The sequence below is a fragment of the Pectobacterium sp. CFBP8739 genome, assembly GCF_013449375.1.
GTDB lineage: Bacteria > Pseudomonadota > Gammaproteobacteria > Enterobacterales > Enterobacteriaceae > Pectobacterium.
On record NZ_JACDRR010000011.1, the window covers coordinates 146,641 to 162,030 of the forward strand.

Sequence of the window (15,390 nt, forward strand, 5' to 3'; positions counted from 1 at the left end):
TCAGCACGCGAACCGTTAAAAAACTAGTTAATGGTTAACTGCAAGATAGATTATTACGGCGCTTTGCCAATAACACAAATTACCGCTGCGTTATTGACTGATTTTTATGCAGAAAACGGCTGTGATCGTATCATTTTCAGCAAATGAGTTTTAACCTTTGGTGGCATGATGTGTGGTGAGATAGAGAAGCGGCGACCCAGATAGAATCGCCTGACATAACGTATTTGTTGCTATTGTTTGAAAATGCCCTTGGCGTAGCGTGGTTCACTACGCCAGTATTGTGCCGGGGCGGAAATCTGCGAACCCAGTCTGGCGGCCGCATGCCATGGCCAACGGGGATCGAAGAGGATGGCGCGAGCCAGCCCGATAGCGTCTGCCTCACCGGTTGCAACGATCGCTTCTGCTTGTTCCGGCTCGGTTATCAATCCAACGGCGATGGTGGTGATGCCAACCTCTTGTTTAATCCGCTGCGCATACGGTACCTGATAATTAGGCGCAGGATGGATTTGTTGCAACGGCGACAGACCGCCACTGGATACGTGGATGAAATCACAGCCTAGTTCGTGCAGCGCTTGACTAAGTTGTACCGACTGCTCCAGATCCCAACCACCCTCAACGCCATCTGTCGCAGAAATTCGCACGCCAACGGCTTTATGTGCGGGGAAAACATCGCGTATTGCGCGGTAAATTTCAACGACCAGACGCATCCGATTCTGAAGCGACCCTCCGTAGTTATCCGTGCGATGATTTGTCAGCGGTGAAAGGAACTGATGCAGCAAATAACCGTGAGCGGCGTGAATTTCTATCAGATCAAAGCCCAGACGATCCGCGCGTTTAGCTGAATCCACGAACGAATTAATTAATGCATGGATGTGCTGTTCTGACATTTCCAGCGGTGCCGCATCGCTGGTGTTGTAAGGGAGAGCGGATGGCGCAATGGTTTGCCAGCCTCCCTGTTCCGGACGCAAAAATGCGCGTCCGCTCCACGGAACGTCCGTTGAGGCTTTGCGGCCCGCGTGGCCCAATTGTATGCCAAGAGGCATGGCAGAATAGGTTTTGACCGCGTTAACTGCGCCAGCAAGAGCCTGTTCTGTCGCGTCATCCCACAAACCAAGGTCGTGCGGGGAAATCCGGCCTTCCGGCGAAACCGCGGTAGCTTCGATGATGAGCAGGCCTGCCCCGGAATGTGACAGGTTACCTAAATGCATGGTATGCCAGGCCGTCGCTTTGCCATCCTCAGCCGAATACTGACACATGGGGGCGATGATGATCCGATTGGGCAGTTCGAGTTTGCCAAGTGATACGGGTGAGAAAAGCTGACTCATAATGACAGATCCTTCGATGATGATACTTCATGAAAGCAAAAATGAATCCCAGAGGTCATGGGTTTACGGTAAGGTCATCGGTTTACGGTAGATCACTCTTTGACGTCGCGCTATTCATTTCATGCCCTGACAGTCACCACGCTATCAGGTATGATGCCGAGCGATTTCATATATCGAGCGATGTCTCGATGATGAACGCCACACGCTAACCTCAATGAAGACAGGAACGTACACCATGCCAGTGTTACATAACCGGATTTCTAATGAGGAACTGAAGGCGCGTATGCTTGCGGAAACCGAGCCGCGTACCACAGTTTCTTTCTATAAATATTTCACTATTGATGATCCAAAAGCCTTTCGCGATAGTCTGTATATTCAGCTTGAGCAATGTCAGGTTTTCGGTCGCATTTATATTGCGACTGAGGGGATTAACGCACAAATCAGCGTGCCCAATAATCAGTTCGAGGCCTTTAAGGCGGTATTGTTCAGTGTGCACCCGGCGCTCGATCAGATTCGCTTAAATATCGCTCTGGAAGATGACGGGAAATCGTTCTGGGTATTGCGTATGAAAGTACGCGAACGGATTGTCGCTGATGGGATTGACGATCCGACATTTAACCCAGCGAATGTCGGGCAATACCTGAAAGCCGATCAGGTTAATGCGATGGCTGACGATCCCGACACCGTGTTCGTCGATATGCGTAACCATTACGAATATGAAGTCGGGCACTTCGAGAATGCGCTGGAAGTGCCGTCGGATACGTTTCGTGAGCAGTTGCCGATGGCAGTTGAAATGCTTGATGAGTCGCGCGACAAAAATATTGTCATGTACTGCACAGGCGGGATTCGTTGCGAGAAGGCCAGCGCCTACATGTTGCATCATGGCTTTAAGAACGTGTATCACGTCGAGGGCGGTATTATTGAATATACACGTCAGGCTAAAGCTCAGGGATTACCGTTGAAGTTTATCGGCAAGAATTTCGTGTTTGATGAACGAATGGGAGAGCGCATTTCTGATGACGTTATCGCGCATTGCCATCAGTGCGGAGCGTCGTGTGATAGTCACACTAACTGTCGTAATGAAGGGTGCCATCTTCTGTTTATCCAGTGTCCTGCCTGCGCTGCAAAATACGAAGGCTGCTGTAGTACGCAATGTCAGGATGAAATGAAGCTGCCGCTTGAAGAACAACGAGCGATACGCAGCGGGCGTGAAAATGGAATGAAGATCTTTAATAAATCCAAAGGATTATTACAGTCAACGCTGCACATTCCTGCTCCTGGCGCGAAAGATAAGACTGAATAATTAGCGGTTAACCGTGTAATAGAAAAAGCCCTTTCCACAGGAAAGGGCTTTGTTCTGTTGATGTTCAGTGTCGCCTTATTTCTGGCGAACGCCTTCAACGGAAATAATCAGTTCTACATCCTGCGAAGCTGGGCCCAAATCTGTCGTGATGTTGAAGTCTTTCAACTTGATAGTGCCTTCAGCTTGAAAACCTGCACGATAACCACCCCAAGGATCATCGCCCTGACCGATCAGTTTGGCATCTAGCTTAACCGGCTTGGTGACGCCATTTAATGTCAGGTTGCCGGTGATATCGTAATCTTCACCGTCTTTCTTCACTTCAGTGGAGATAAACGTTGCCTGCGGATGCTTGGTAACGTTTAAAAATTCTGCGCTGCGAAGGTGTTTGTCACGCTCAGCGTGGTTAGTGTCAACGCTGTTAGTGTTGATAGTGACATTTACTTTATCTGCTGATGGATTTTTCTCATCAAAGGTAAAGGCGCCATCGAAGTCGTTAAAGCTGCCGTAAAGCCAGCTGTAACCAAGGTGTTTAATGCGGAATTCAATAAACGCGTGCTGGCCTTCTTTATCGAACTTGTACTCTGCCGCCAGTGCAGAACCGGCAGAGGCAAGCATGGATACTGCAGTCAGGCTCAGTAGTGTTTTCTTCAGCATTGGTATTTCTCCATAAAATCCATAAGGTTAATGAACGTTGCGACCCAACATTCGTTTCAACGTGCTATCACCATCTATAAAGTGGTGTTTTAATGCGGCTAAACCGTGCAGTGCTGATAAGGCAACCACCGCCCATGCAAGATAAAGATGCACGTCGCCTGCTATATCGGCCTGATCCGTCAAGCCGCTGACAATGGCCGGAACAGAAAACCAGCCAAAAACGGGAACTGAATGCCCTTCGGCAGTGGAAATAAGATATCCACTAATCAGAATGGAGAACAAAATAACGTAAAGCGCGATATGAGCGAGTGTGGCACCCACGCGAGTGACGGTAGCGTAACTTTTCAGTGGAGGCGGTGGTGGTGAAATAAAGCGCCATATGACGCGAAAAATCATGACGGCAAAAAGCAGTACACCAATCGCTTTGTGAATTTCAGGTGCGCGGTGATACCAAACACTATAATAGTTAAGTGTCACCATCCAAAGTCCTGAGGCGAACATGCCATAAACGGTTAACGCTGCAATCCAGTGCAGAAAAATGCTGATATGGCCGTAACGGGATGGGGAATTACGCCAAGTCATATTATGATTCCTTCAAGTTGAGTGCGTTTGTTAAACAAAAGCTAAACAGAAGCGAATGAAAGGTCAATGTAATATTTGTGATTATCACGTTACTAAATTATGTAACAAATTTTTTGATTTTATTGTGAAAGTGAATTCAATTTTTTTGATAATTTAAGGGGAGAACCGTCACCTCAGCAGGAGAACAGTGGCAATAGCGAACAGAACAGGTTAGCTGCATCGCGGCTATAGGGGGATTGTGCTTCAGTCTGCGAGTCTTAAAACATGAGGAAAATACGGTATTCTGAAATAACAATACCGCCAATAGGGCGGTATTGTTATGAATGCAAAGGGTATGAACGCAAATTCATGGGTATTGAATATAATATTAATAACGCTATCAATGACTAATGTTTTCGATAATCACTGACGTCACAGTCTGTCGATTCGATTTTCGCAATACCAGCTTCAAGTATATGTATCAGCTGTCTGGCAACATCGGTCGTTAGCCAAAGGGTTCGATCAACATGTGCTTCGTCTGGTGCTTGATCCGCGGTGGATAAGTAGTGTAAACGGATCATCATGGCGTCATAACTGTCAACGGTGCTGATGTCCCAACCTACAAGAGGATGTGTCTGAATAACTTCATTTTTTCTATCCATAAATACCCCTTATTGACTAGTTACTAACATGAGTGACTAATGAGGCTTCTGGTAGCTCATTATTTTTGAATGAGCATTATGAGTATACTGCTGCTTATTTGTTTTATGGAAAATATTTTCATTTTTTGTGTAAAAAAAATTACACAGGCAGTTATGACGAAGGCGTAGGTGATGTCTCTGATGAAATGTCGGGACGAATTGGCTTTCATCCCGAAAGTGTGGTTAGCAGGAGCGGCAGGACATTATTCCACACCGGATCCTGCATTTTTCTCCAATGCGGCAGCAAGTCGGGCAAGGTATTTTTTCATCGCTGGATCTCGATTTTCATTTTGAGATTCGAGCGTCAGGTTATGAATCATCAGTGTGTTTGCTTTCTCATCGAGGCAGAATGCCAGAGACGAAAAGGCGAGTTCCAGAGCATCGATTTTGCGTTGTTGCTCGCCAATCAGCCCCAGTAGTTCCCCGAATGTCATTGCCTCTTCTGGTTTTTCTACCGTCATAACAGATACCCTCGGTCATAGCACATGGCGAAATGCCTCTTTAAACTGCCATTACAGCCTATATCTTCCTTATCTTTCAAGCTTTAGACTACTCTGTCGTAAACCAATCGTCGGCGCTTTCCCACGTTTCCTGCAAGATTTCAGAGATACGATCTTTGTCATCTTTACCTGCACCCATGACCGTCAGGTTATTTGCGGATGCATAACGAACCTGAATGGGGGTATCGGGGTAAATTTTGTGAATACGCTTTTCCAGCTCATGCCTGAGTGCTTCAATCGCACCGGCGGGTAACGGCGTTGTCTTTGCTAGAGTGATTTCTACGCGCATGGTTGCCTCCAAACTTTAAACTGTTTATTTATACAGTCATTACAAGTGGAGAACAAGACGCGCAATAAAATTTAGCCCATCGGCATAATGCAGATGGGCTTGTCGATTAACGGACTGACCAGTTGAGACTTTGTCCCGCCAGGAAGGGGATGAGTGACTCGTCACCGAGAGAGATTTCTTCTGGGAACGTGACCGTTTCACGGTGAAGTTCAATCCAACTGTCGTTTACCGGTAGGTCATAAAAACGTGGGCCGTTCAGTGAGCAGAATGCTTCAAGTTTATCAAGCGCGTTCATTTCTTCAAAAACGGTGGCGTAGGTACTTAATGCTGCCTGGGCATTAAACACGCCAGCGCAGCCACAACTGGATTCTTTTCGGTGTTTTGCGTGAGGCGCGGAGTCAGTACCGAGGAAAAGGCGTTCACAGCCGCTGGCGACGGCTTCACGTAGCGCCTGCTGATGGGTATTGCGTTTTAAGATCGGCAGGCAGTACAGGTGAGGGCGAACGCCGCCAACCAGCATATGATTGCGGTTAAACATCAGGTGCTGTGGTGTAATGGTAGCGGCGAGATAATTATTACCTTCAACAACATACTGCGCGGCTTCTTTTGTCGTAATGTGCTCAAGGACGATTTTCAGTTCTGGGAATTGTTGGCGCAATGGCTCCAGCACCGTTTCGATGAAGCGCGCTTCTCGGTCGAAAATATCAACGGCAGCGTCGGTAACTTCACCGTGGATGAGCAGCGGCATACCCATTTTTTGCATTTTCTCCAGAATAGCGGAGATATTGGCGACGCTGGTTACTCCATGGCTGGAGTTTGTTGTGGCGTTGGCTGGGTATAATTTGGCTGCGGTAAAGACGCCTTGCTCAAAGCCATTCACGATTTCATTGGGATCAAGCGCATCGGTCAGGTAGCACGTCATCAACGGCTGAAAGTCATCGCCCTGCGGAACCGCGGCCAGAATACGCTGACGATATGCGATAGCGCTGGCTACGGTAGTAATCGGTGGCGTCAGGTTAGGCATAACAATCGCACGGCCAAAGAAACGGCTGGTATAGGGGAGAACGGTTTCCAGCATCCGATCGTCACGCAGGTGAATGTGCCAATCGTCAGGGCGACGGATTTTAAGAATAGTGGGCTGTGCGGTCATGGAATTGCGCTCCGGCGGTCAGTAGAAAACATCGTATTTCGGTTGGTTTTGGGACTGATACGGCGGGGGATAAGGATAAGCGTAAAGCCATTCGAATGCATCCGTTTGTTGATGAATGCTTGAAATTAACCGTGAATTGGCATCTGATAGCACTATCTTTTCATTGATAAATAAGGGATGTATATGGAAATTCGTATTGTCGCTACCATTCAGGCAAAAGCAGAGTTCATTGCAGACGTTACCGCAACGCTAAAGCGCGTGGTGGCACCTAGCCGACAGGAAGCGGGTAATGTGCAGTACGATCTGCATGAAGCCGTAGATAAAGCCGGTTCGTTTGTGTTCTTCGAGCGCTGGAAAGATCGAGAGGCTTTGACATCACATGAGCAGAGCGATCACTTCAAGAACCTGCTTGCTGAACTGGATGGCAAAACGGACAGCGTAGATATCAAACTATTGAATCTTTTAGGCTAACAAAAGCACTATTCATAAAAAAACCCGCCAATTGGCGGGTTTTGTCTATAGATGTCAGAATTACTCGCTGACTGGTGTAGGTTTGGTTGCTGGCGCAGTTGACTGGTTAACTGCCGCATGACCGCCTGCCGAACCTTTTCCAGAGAACGGATAGGTAGGACGAATCCAATCACTGTGTCGGGCAGGTTCCGCGTGGTATGCCGGCGCTGGTGCTTTAGTCATTGGCGCTGTTGCATGGAATTTATAGCGAGGCTGCTCAGCAACGGCTGCTGCTTTTGTTACACTCACTACAGTCTCTGCCACATCTGCTTTCTCGGTTGCATCAGCGATGCTATCTGCTTGTTTGTCTTCTGCAACGGCTTCCGTAGCGACATCGTCAGCTACGACAGTTTCAGTCACTACCGCTTCAGCTACTGTGCCTTCAGTTGCAACAGGTTCAACGATCTGTGCGTCTTCCGCAGCCAGAGCTGTATCAGTCACCTTTGCGTCCTCTACGGCAGTTACGGCAACCGCAGTGATAGCATCGTCGATAGCGGTGTTCTCGGTAACGGGCTCGACGACGGTTTCTTCGTCTGCAGAACTTACCTCGACATTTGCGACATTGCTATCCTGAATCACATCGGCAGATTGCGCTGTCGCGGTTACAATAGCCTCTTCCTGAGTGACGGCTTCAGCAATCGCCACGTTTTTCACTGCACTGGATTCCGCTGTATCCGCTTGTGTCGCCACTGCGGTTTCAACGACGGCAGGTAACAGCGGTGTTTCAATCGCTGCAACGTTTTCGCCCTGCGGTTGACCTTCAACTTGCTGTATCTGTGCAAGAGGATAGGTAACCCATACTTTTCCTGATGCCATTTCCGGTGATGCGGCGGCAAATTCCAACTGCATCGGAGACTGAGACGGGTAACGCTCATCACGATAGCGACGACGGCGTTGACCGCTGACGCGCAGATGGCGTGGCGAGCGACGTGAACGGCGTGGCATACCACCGTTCTCAGCGTTGGCACGATTTGCGTCGTTTGGCTCGTTATCGATCTCGTTATTGTCTACCGCAACATCGCTTGGCTTGACGTAAGATTGAGCCTGCTCAGATGGAACAGCGGCAGGTGCTGCGCTATCAGAGAGGGTATCCTGCTGAACGTCGGACTGAACGCGTACTTTTTGCGTCAGTTGGCGGCGTTGGCGCCGTGGCATAACCTGAATCGGTTTATCCTGCTCGGCTGCGTTGTCATCGGAATCATCAACTGCTGGCTGAACTTTTGACTCATTAGAAGCCTGACGGCGTTCGTCCTGACGACGACGCTGACGCTCAGCACGTGGTTCACGGCGCGGCTGCTCTTCTGAACTGGTTTTTTCCGCGTTTTCTGCAACCACTTCTTCGTTCTGTCGCTTATTACGGCGCTGCTCATCACGCTGTTCACGATTGTCACGATTGTCACGATTGTCACGATTGTCACGATTGTCACGAGAACCACGATCGCGGCGATTATTACCCTGACGACGTGAATTACGACGTTCAGAACGCTGGCCTTCAGCAGATTTCTCTTCTTCGGCCTTCTTCTCGTCAACGCTATCCGCTGCTTTTACCGCAGGTTCAGAAGCAAAGGCATTTTTTAAGGCGCTGAAGAAACGGCTGATAAGGCCTGGTTGAGCGGCTTCCGCAGGTTTCGCTGCAGCAGGGGGCGCCTTGGTTACCGACGGTGCGGTTTCCGCTGGCATTTCTGCCATGGTAAACGTCGCTAAAGCAGGTTGTTCTGGCTGTTTACGCTCAATCGTCTGTTCGTCTTGCTGTTGCTGCGTTTCCGTTTCCAAACGCTGAGGAAGCAGATAGCTGAGCGTTGGCTTTTCTTCGCCTTTACGGACGCGGACAACGGAGTAGTGCGGCGTTTGCATGCCGTCGTGTGGCACGATGACGGCGCGCACGCCACCTTGACGTTTCTCAATGGCGTTAACAGCGTCACGCTTTTCATTCAGCAAATAAGAAGCAATCTGGACTGGAACAATTGCGTGGACTTCTTTGGTATTTTCTTTCAGCGCTTCTTCTTCAATCAGACGAAGAATGGACAGGGAAAGTGATTCATTGTCACGAATCGTACCGGTACCGCTACAGCGTGGGCAGACGTGGTGGCTGGATTCGCCCAATGACGGGCTCAGGCGCTGACGCGACATTTCCAGCAGTCCAAAGCGGGAAATCCGGCCAATCTGAATACGTGCGCGATCCTGGCGCACGGAGTCGCGTAGGCGGTTTTCCACTTCACGCTGGTGGCGAACCGGCGTCATATCAATGAAGTCGATAACAATCAGGCCACCGAGGTCACGTAGGCGCAATTGGCGAGCAATTTCATCTGCGGCTTCAAGGTTGGTATTAAACGCGGTTTCTTCGATATCGCCACCGCGCGTTGCTCGGGCGGAGTTAATATCAATCGCCGTCAGCGCTTCGGTGGTATCGATAACGATAGAACCGCCAGATGGCAAACGAACCTCACGCTGGAAAGCCGATTCGATCTGCGATTCGATCTGATAGTGGCTGAAAAGCGGGATTTCACCACTGTACAGTTTGATTTTGCTGCTGAAATCAGGGCGACCCAACGCAGAAATATGTTCTTTCGCCAGATCGAGAATTTTCGGGTTGTCGATCAATATCTCGCCAATGTCTGGGCGCAGATAATCACGGAAAGCGCGGACAATGACATTACTTTCCTGATGGATCAGGAATGGTGCAGGGCGGCCTTCGGCAGCTTTTTTGATCGCGTCCCAGTGTTTCAGACGGAAAGCCAGATCCCATTGCAGCGCTTCAGCGGATTTGCCTACACCCGCGGTGCGAACAATGAGTCCCATACCATCAGGTAGTTGCAGCGATCCCAGTGCTTCTTTAAGCTCGGTGCGATCATCACCTTCGATGCGGCGGGAGATTCCACCGGCACGTGGGTTATTCGGCATTAAGACCAGATAGCTACCCGCCAGGCTGATAAAGGTGGTCAGCGCTGCGCCTTTGTTGCCACGCTCTTCTTTGTCTACCTGAACAATGACTTCCTGACCTTCACGTAACACATCTTTAATGTTAGGACGACCATGGGAAGCATAGTTGCTGGGGAAGTATTCGCGGGCGATTTCTTTAAGAGGGAGGAAACCATGTCTTTCTGCGCCGTAATCAACAAAAGCCGCTTCAAGACTGGGTTCGATACGAGTGATTTTACCTTTGTAGATATTTGCTTTCTTCTGCTCATGACCTGGACTTTCGATATCCAAATCATACAGCCGTTGACCATCAACCAAGGCAACACGCAACTCTTCCTGCTGAGTTGCGTTAATTAACATTCTTTTCATCTTCAACTTACTCGTTATTTTTACTTGCATTATTGATAGAGCTGCGGACAAAAGAACCGCATGACCGGAGTGAACCGATGGCCTCGTGGCTTATCGCAGGGACGTCAACCTCCCGGTTGTCGCCTGCATAGAGACGCATGTTTCGGTAGCCTGTGTTTCCTGATGGAAAACAGCGCGTTTACTGAGGGAACAGCTTCTGAATAATGTCGCCAGATCTGATTCCATTTACCGGCCAAGCTGCAATCCGCAGCCCGCTAACTGCTTGATTTCGCATTACGTCTTACGCCATTGCTGCGTGTGTGCGTCATCAGGCAAATTTAATAATTTCGCAATATCCCCGTGTTTTATCGGAAATCCACGTGGGAAACGCAAAAGCATTATTCCACTGCTGATACCGTTATAGCAAGGTGACTTTGCCTGTCTGTATGAAGATAATTCTGCCGTGATCACCAAAACGGGCAGGGTTTGATGCTACAACGCAATTCACCCGTCACTTACTCGCGTTACTTACCCGATAGTGCAACAATATCTTCATAAGTCAGACACACAGTTAAGCACAGAAAAAGAAGTGGCGCTATCGGGTTGCTCTATTTAGAATCGCGCATCATGAAAACAGATAATCCTTCAGTACAATTTGTGACGATCTCCGCAGATGAAGCGGGGCAGCGCGTCGATAATTTTTTGCATACCCACTTAAAGGGTGTGCCTAAAAGCATGGTTTACCGCATCTTGCGTAAAGGTGAGGTAAGAATAAATAAGAAGCGTGTCAAGCCTGAGTATAAATTGCTCGACGGTGACGTTATTCGTATTCCGCCTATTCGACAGGCAGAACGTGATGAAACGCCTGTTTCTGCGAGTCTTGGTAAAGTGGCGGCGTTGGCCGAGTGTATTATTTATGAAGATGACTACCTGTTAGTGCTAAATAAGCCCTCGGGTACGGCCGTGCATGGCGGCAGTGGTCTAAGTTTCGGCGTGATTGAAGGGCTGCGCGCTTTACGCCCGGAAGCGCGTTTTCTGGAGTTAGTACACCGTCTCGACCGCGATACATCGGGCGTTTTGCTGGTCGCAAAAAAACGCTCGGCCTTACGTTCTCTGCACGAACAGTTGCGGCTGAAAGGTATGCAAAAAGACTATCTGGCGCTGGTTCGTGGTCAGTGGCAGTCTCATTGCAAAGTGGTTCAGGCTCCGTTGTTGAAAAATATTCTGCAAAGCGGTGAGCGCGTCGTGCGAGTTAATAGCGACGGTAAGCCGTCAGAAACGCGCTTTAAAATAGAAGAACGTTTTGAACACGCGACACTGGTGCGGGCGAGCCCTGTCACAGGACGTACGCATCAAATTCGTGTGCATACTCAGTATGCTGGGCATCCGATAGCATTTGACGACCGTTACGGCGATCGGGAGTTCGATGAACAACTGGCGGATACCGGTTTAAAACGTCTGTTCCTGCATGCGCAGGCGCTGCGTTTTGAGCACCCGAATACCGGTGAAACGCTGAGAATCGAAGCGCCACTGGATAGCGGACTGCGTCGCTGTCTTCAGGCGTTGCGCAAGACCAAAGCGTAACTGTTGATACCTACATGACTTTATTTGTCGGGATAGCGCGTCATTGTGCTATCCCGATGGGTGTTATGCCGTCAAAGGGTTAATGCCTTCCTTTTGTAACATCTGAATCAGCGCGATCAATGGTAACCCAATGAGCGTATTGGGATCGCGCCCAGATAATCGTTCAAATAATGCAATGCCCAACCCTTCGCTTTTGAAGCTGCCTGCACAGTTCCATGGCTGCTCTTTCTCCAGATAGCCATCAATTTCCGCTTCCGTTAGCGTTCTAAAATGCACATCAAATGGCTCTGCGATGCTCTGTATTTCCTGCGTCGCACTATTGAAAAGCGCTAAACCGGTAAAAAAGGAAACGCATTTCCCGCTGGCCTCTTGTAACTGCCGCGTCGCGTTAACCTTATTATGTGGTTTTCCTGTAATGGTATTCCCCAGAACGCAAACCTGATCGGAGCCGATAATCAGGTGATTGGGGTAGTGCGTGGCCAACGCTTTAGCTTTGTTTTCAGCAAGGCGGATTACAAGATCGACGGCGCTTTCATCTGGGAGTGGTGTTTCATCAATGTCCGGTGCCGCGCAAACAAAGGGGATCGCCAGCTTGTCCAATAAGGCGCGGCGATATGGTGAGGTTGAGGCAAGAACGATCTGCTGCATAATTTTTTGATAAACCGTAGCGTAATGATGAAAGGCATTTTAAACTGTGCGCCGCTCTGGAAGCGAATATTGGTGAAAGGTGGTGCATCACTGCCTTTTTCTTTGACTCTATGTCGTTACGACGTTAATATGCGCGCCCTATGCAAAAGGTAAAATTACCCTTAACCCTTGATGCGGTCCGCACTGCTCAGAAGCGTTTAGATTACGTTGGTATCTATTCGCCAGAACAAGTAGAGCGTGTTGCCGAATCAGTGGTGAGTGTGGATAGTGATGTTCAGGCCTCTTTATCTTTCAATATTGATAATCAGCGTCTGGCAGTGATTGACGGTAACGCTGATGTTACGGTCACACTGATGTGTCAACGTTGCGGAAAGCCGTTTGAACATCAAGTCCATGCGACATTCTGTTTTAGCCCGGTCGTCAATGATGAGCAGGCCGAAGCGTTACCGGAAGCGTATGAGCCGATCGGCGTTGATGAATTTGGCGAAGTCGATCTGCTGGCAATGATTGAAGATGAAATTATTCTGATGTTGCCTATCGCCCCGGTGCATGATTCTGAACACTGTGAAGTGTCCGAAGCGGACATGGTGTTTGGCCAACTGCCTGAAGAGGCGGAAAAACCAAATCCGTTTGCCGTATTAGCCAGTTTAAAGCGTAAGTAATTAAGGAGTAAGGTCCATGGCCGTACAACAAAACAAACCTAGCCGTTCCAAACGTGGTATGCGTCGTTCACACGATGCGTTGACTACCGCTTCTGTATCCGTAGATAAAGTTTCTGGCGAAACTCACCTGCGTCACCACATCACTGCGGATGGTTACTACCGCGGTCGCAAGGTTATTGCTAAGTAATTCTTGCGAATTATTTGCAAGTCAATACCTTGACACGCCTAACTCTGGCGTTAGATGCGATGGGCGGGGATTTTGGTCCCTGCGTAACAGTGCCTGCTGCATTGCAGGCACTGGCTTCTAATCCAGCTCTCAATTTGTTATTAGTCGGCGATCCTGCTGCGATTACACCATTACTTGCCAAAGTCGATTCTGATTTACTTTCCCGCTTAGAGGTTGTTCCGGCGGAGTCGGTTATTGCGAGTGATGCGAGGCCGTCGCAGGCTATTCGTGCCAGCCGTGGTACTTCAATGCGCATAGCGCTTGAGTTGATTAAAGACGGTAGGGCACATGCTTGTGTGAGCGCAGGCAATACGGGTGCGCTTATGGGGCTGGCTAAGCTCCTGATTAAGCCACTTGACGGTATTGAACGTCCTGCGTTGGTATCGGTCTTACCTCACCAGCAGTATGGAAAGACAGTCGTGTTGGATCTAGGGGCGAATGTTGACTGTGACAGCACGATGCTGGTTCAGTTTGCCGTGATGGGCTCAGTGATGGCAGAAGAAGTGCTGGAACTGAAGAACCCTCGGGTCGCGTTGTTGAATATTGGTGAAGAAGAAAGCAAAGGGCTGAGCACTATCCGTGAAGCAGCGGCACAGCTAAAAGAGGCACCATCAATAAATTACATCGGTTACCTGGAAGGCAACGATCTGCTGACTGGGAAAACGGACGTGATGGTCTGTGACGGCTTTGTGGGGAATGTCACACTGAAAACGGTGGAAGGCGTGGTAAGGATGTTCCTGTCACTGCTGAAATCGCCAGCTTCAGGCCCTGGGCAAACACAAAAACGGTCCTGGTGGTTGAAATGGCTAGGGCGTTTGTTACAAAAGCGCTTATCAAAGCGTTTCGGTCATTTGAACCCCGATCAATATAATGGCGCATGCCTGCTAGGATTGCGGGGAACTGTAATCAAAAGCCATGGTGCAGCAAACCAGAGAGCGTTTGCGGTTGCTATTGAACAGGCAATGCAGACGGTACGGCGGCAGCTTCCCGACCGGATTGCCGCCCGTCTAGAAGCGGTATTACCCAAGAGTGACTAAGCGTACATGTATACAAAAATAATCGGAACGGGCAGCTATATGCCTGAACAAATCAGGACGAACGCTGATTTAGAAAAGATGGTGGAAACGACGGACGAATGGATCGTCACACGTACTGGAATCCGTGAGCGCCGAATTGCTGCGCCGGATGAAAACGTGGCGACCATGGGATATCGTGCCGCGCAAAAAGCGCTGGAAATGGCAAATGTCGATCCTTCTGAAGTCGGTCTTCTAATTGTTGCGACGACATCATCGAGCCATGCTTTCCCGAGTTCTGCCTGCCAGATTCAGCAGCTGTTAGGGATCAAAGATACAATTGCCTTCGATCTGGCCGCAGCCTGTGCCGGTTTTACCTATGCACTGAGCGTTGCTGATCAATACGTTAAAAATGGTGCGGTGAAATACGCACTGGTGATCGGTTCCGATACGCTGTCTCGTACATTGGATCCTGAAGATCGCGGCACGCTTATTCTGTTCGGTGATGGTGCGGGCGCCGTGCTGTTAACGCCGTCAGAGCAACCGGGGATTCTTTCTACCCATCTGCATGCTGATGGCCGTTATGGCGAACTGCTGGCACTGCCGCATCAGGATCGTAATCATACTGATACGCATGCTTACCTGACGATGGCGGGTAATGAAGTTTTTAAAGTGGCAGTGACTGAACTGGCGCATATCGTTGAGGAAACGCTGCAAGCGGCTCAACTGGACAAAAGTGAATTAGACTGGCTAGTGCCTCATCAGGCTAACTTGCGAATCATCAGTGCTACGGCGAAGAAACTGGGTATGGGGATGGACAAGGTGGTTGTGACGCTGGATCGTCATGGTAATACCTCTGCGGCTTCCGTACCTTCAGCGCTTGATGAAGCCGTGCGCGATGGGCGTATTAAACCAGGGCAACTGGTGCTGCTTGAAGCCTTCGGCGGCGGTTTTACCTGGGGCTCCGCGCTGGTTCGTTTTTAATTAAACAGGATTG

Annotated in this window: 16 protein-coding genes; 7 read left to right on the forward strand and 9 right to left on the reverse strand. The window is 49.3% G+C overall.

All coding sequences use genetic code 11. The features are described 5' to 3' along the window. Positions 1 to 230: 230 nt before the first annotated feature. Positions 231 to 1,325 carry an NADH:flavin oxidoreductase/NADH oxidase gene (locus H0247_RS11400; RefSeq protein ID WP_180742637.1) on the reverse strand — a complete coding sequence of 365 codons (1,095 nt, stop codon included), beginning with the start codon at positions 1,323 to 1,325 and terminating at the stop codon, positions 231 to 233. Between the two features lie 235 nt (positions 1,326 to 1,560). On the opposite strand from H0247_RS11400, the gene H0247_RS11405 reads away from it, so the two are divergent. Beyond that, positions 1,561 to 2,628, forward strand: coding sequence for a rhodanese-related sulfurtransferase (locus H0247_RS11405; protein ID WP_180742638.1), 1,068 nt, complete (start codon positions 1,561 to 1,563; stop codon positions 2,626 to 2,628). Positions 2,629 to 2,703: 75 nt separating this feature from the next. Here H0247_RS11405 and H0247_RS11410 read toward each other — a convergent pair whose 3' ends face one another. From H0247_RS11410 to pyrC, 6 genes are all read right to left on the reverse strand, one after another. After that, positions 2,704 to 3,279, reverse strand: coding sequence for a YceI family protein (locus tag H0247_RS11410; RefSeq protein ID WP_180742793.1), 576 nt, complete (start codon positions 3,277 to 3,279; stop codon positions 2,704 to 2,706). A gap of 30 nt (positions 3,280 to 3,309) precedes the next feature. Next, positions 3,310 to 3,864 (reverse strand): cytochrome b, encoded by a 555-nt coding sequence (locus H0247_RS11415; protein ID WP_180742639.1) that lies wholly within the window; start codon positions 3,862 to 3,864, stop codon positions 3,310 to 3,312. A gap of 386 nt (positions 3,865 to 4,250) precedes the next feature. Continuing rightward, a complete protein-coding gene (gene bssS / locus H0247_RS11420; RefSeq protein ID WP_180742640.1) occupies positions 4,251 to 4,505 on the reverse strand; it encodes a biofilm formation regulator BssS in 255 nt (84 codons plus the stop codon). Between the two features lie 242 nt (positions 4,506 to 4,747). Further along, positions 4,748 to 5,005 (reverse strand): hypothetical protein, encoded by a 258-nt coding sequence (locus H0247_RS11425; RefSeq protein ID WP_180742641.1) that lies wholly within the window; start codon positions 5,003 to 5,005, stop codon positions 4,748 to 4,750. An 88-nt stretch (positions 5,006 to 5,093) separates the two neighbouring features. Continuing rightward, positions 5,094 to 5,333, reverse strand: a complete 240-nt coding sequence (gene dinI / locus H0247_RS11430) for a DNA damage-inducible protein I (RefSeq protein WP_180742642.1) — start codon at positions 5,331 to 5,333, stop codon at positions 5,094 to 5,096. A 106-nt stretch (positions 5,334 to 5,439) separates the two neighbouring features. Beyond that, positions 5,440 to 6,483: a dihydroorotase gene (pyrC, locus tag H0247_RS11435; protein ID WP_180742643.1), complete on the reverse strand. Its 1,044-nt coding sequence runs from the start codon at positions 6,481 to 6,483 to the stop codon at positions 5,440 to 5,442. Positions 6,484 to 6,666: 183 nt separating this feature from the next. On the opposite strand from pyrC, the gene H0247_RS11440 reads away from it, so the two are divergent. Next, positions 6,667 to 6,954, forward strand: coding sequence for a putative quinol monooxygenase (locus H0247_RS11440; protein ID WP_180742644.1), 288 nt, complete (start codon positions 6,667 to 6,669; stop codon positions 6,952 to 6,954). Between the two features lie 60 nt (positions 6,955 to 7,014). Here H0247_RS11440 and rne read toward each other — a convergent pair whose 3' ends face one another. Further along, a complete protein-coding gene (rne, locus tag H0247_RS11445; protein WP_180742645.1) occupies positions 7,015 to 10,281 on the reverse strand; it encodes a ribonuclease E in 3,267 nt (1,088 codons plus the stop codon). A gap of 606 nt (positions 10,282 to 10,887) precedes the next feature. On the opposite strand from rne, the gene rluC reads away from it, so the two are divergent. Further along, complete coding sequence (rluC, locus tag H0247_RS11450; protein ID WP_180742646.1) at positions 10,888 to 11,844, forward strand: 23S rRNA pseudouridine(955/2504/2580) synthase RluC; 957 nt, start codon at positions 10,888 to 10,890, stop codon at positions 11,842 to 11,844. Positions 11,845 to 11,907: 63 nt separating this feature from the next. Here rluC and H0247_RS11455 read toward each other — a convergent pair whose 3' ends face one another. Then, positions 11,908 to 12,492 carry a nucleoside triphosphate pyrophosphatase gene (locus H0247_RS11455; protein WP_180742647.1) on the reverse strand — a complete coding sequence of 195 codons (585 nt, stop codon included), beginning with the start codon at positions 12,490 to 12,492 and terminating at the stop codon, positions 11,908 to 11,910. A 140-nt stretch (positions 12,493 to 12,632) separates the two neighbouring features. Here H0247_RS11455 and yceD point away from each other — a divergent pair, with 140 nt between their 5' ends. Genes yceD through H0247_RS11475 form a run of 4 tightly spaced genes read left to right on the forward strand, consistent with a single transcriptional unit; the run spans position 12,633 to position 15,377 of the window. Beyond that, the gene (gene yceD / locus H0247_RS11460; protein ID WP_015840715.1) at positions 12,633 to 13,154 is read left to right on the forward strand and encodes a 23S rRNA accumulation protein YceD; all 522 of its coding nucleotides are present in this window, start codon (positions 12,633 to 12,635) and stop codon (positions 13,152 to 13,154) included. 16 nt (positions 13,155 to 13,170) lie between these two features. Next, positions 13,171 to 13,341, forward strand: a complete 171-nt coding sequence (gene rpmF, locus H0247_RS11465; RefSeq protein WP_005970518.1) for a 50S ribosomal protein L32 — start codon at positions 13,171 to 13,173, stop codon at positions 13,339 to 13,341. Between the two features lie 29 nt (positions 13,342 to 13,370). Next, positions 13,371 to 14,417 carry a phosphate acyltransferase PlsX gene (plsX, locus tag H0247_RS11470; RefSeq protein WP_180742648.1) on the forward strand — a complete coding sequence of 349 codons (1,047 nt, stop codon included), beginning with the start codon at positions 13,371 to 13,373 and terminating at the stop codon, positions 14,415 to 14,417. Between the two features lie 6 nt (positions 14,418 to 14,423). Then, the gene (locus H0247_RS11475; protein WP_180742649.1) at positions 14,424 to 15,377 is read left to right on the forward strand and encodes a beta-ketoacyl-ACP synthase III; all 954 of its coding nucleotides are present in this window, start codon (positions 14,424 to 14,426) and stop codon (positions 15,375 to 15,377) included. Positions 15,378 to 15,390: the final 13 nt, after the last annotated feature.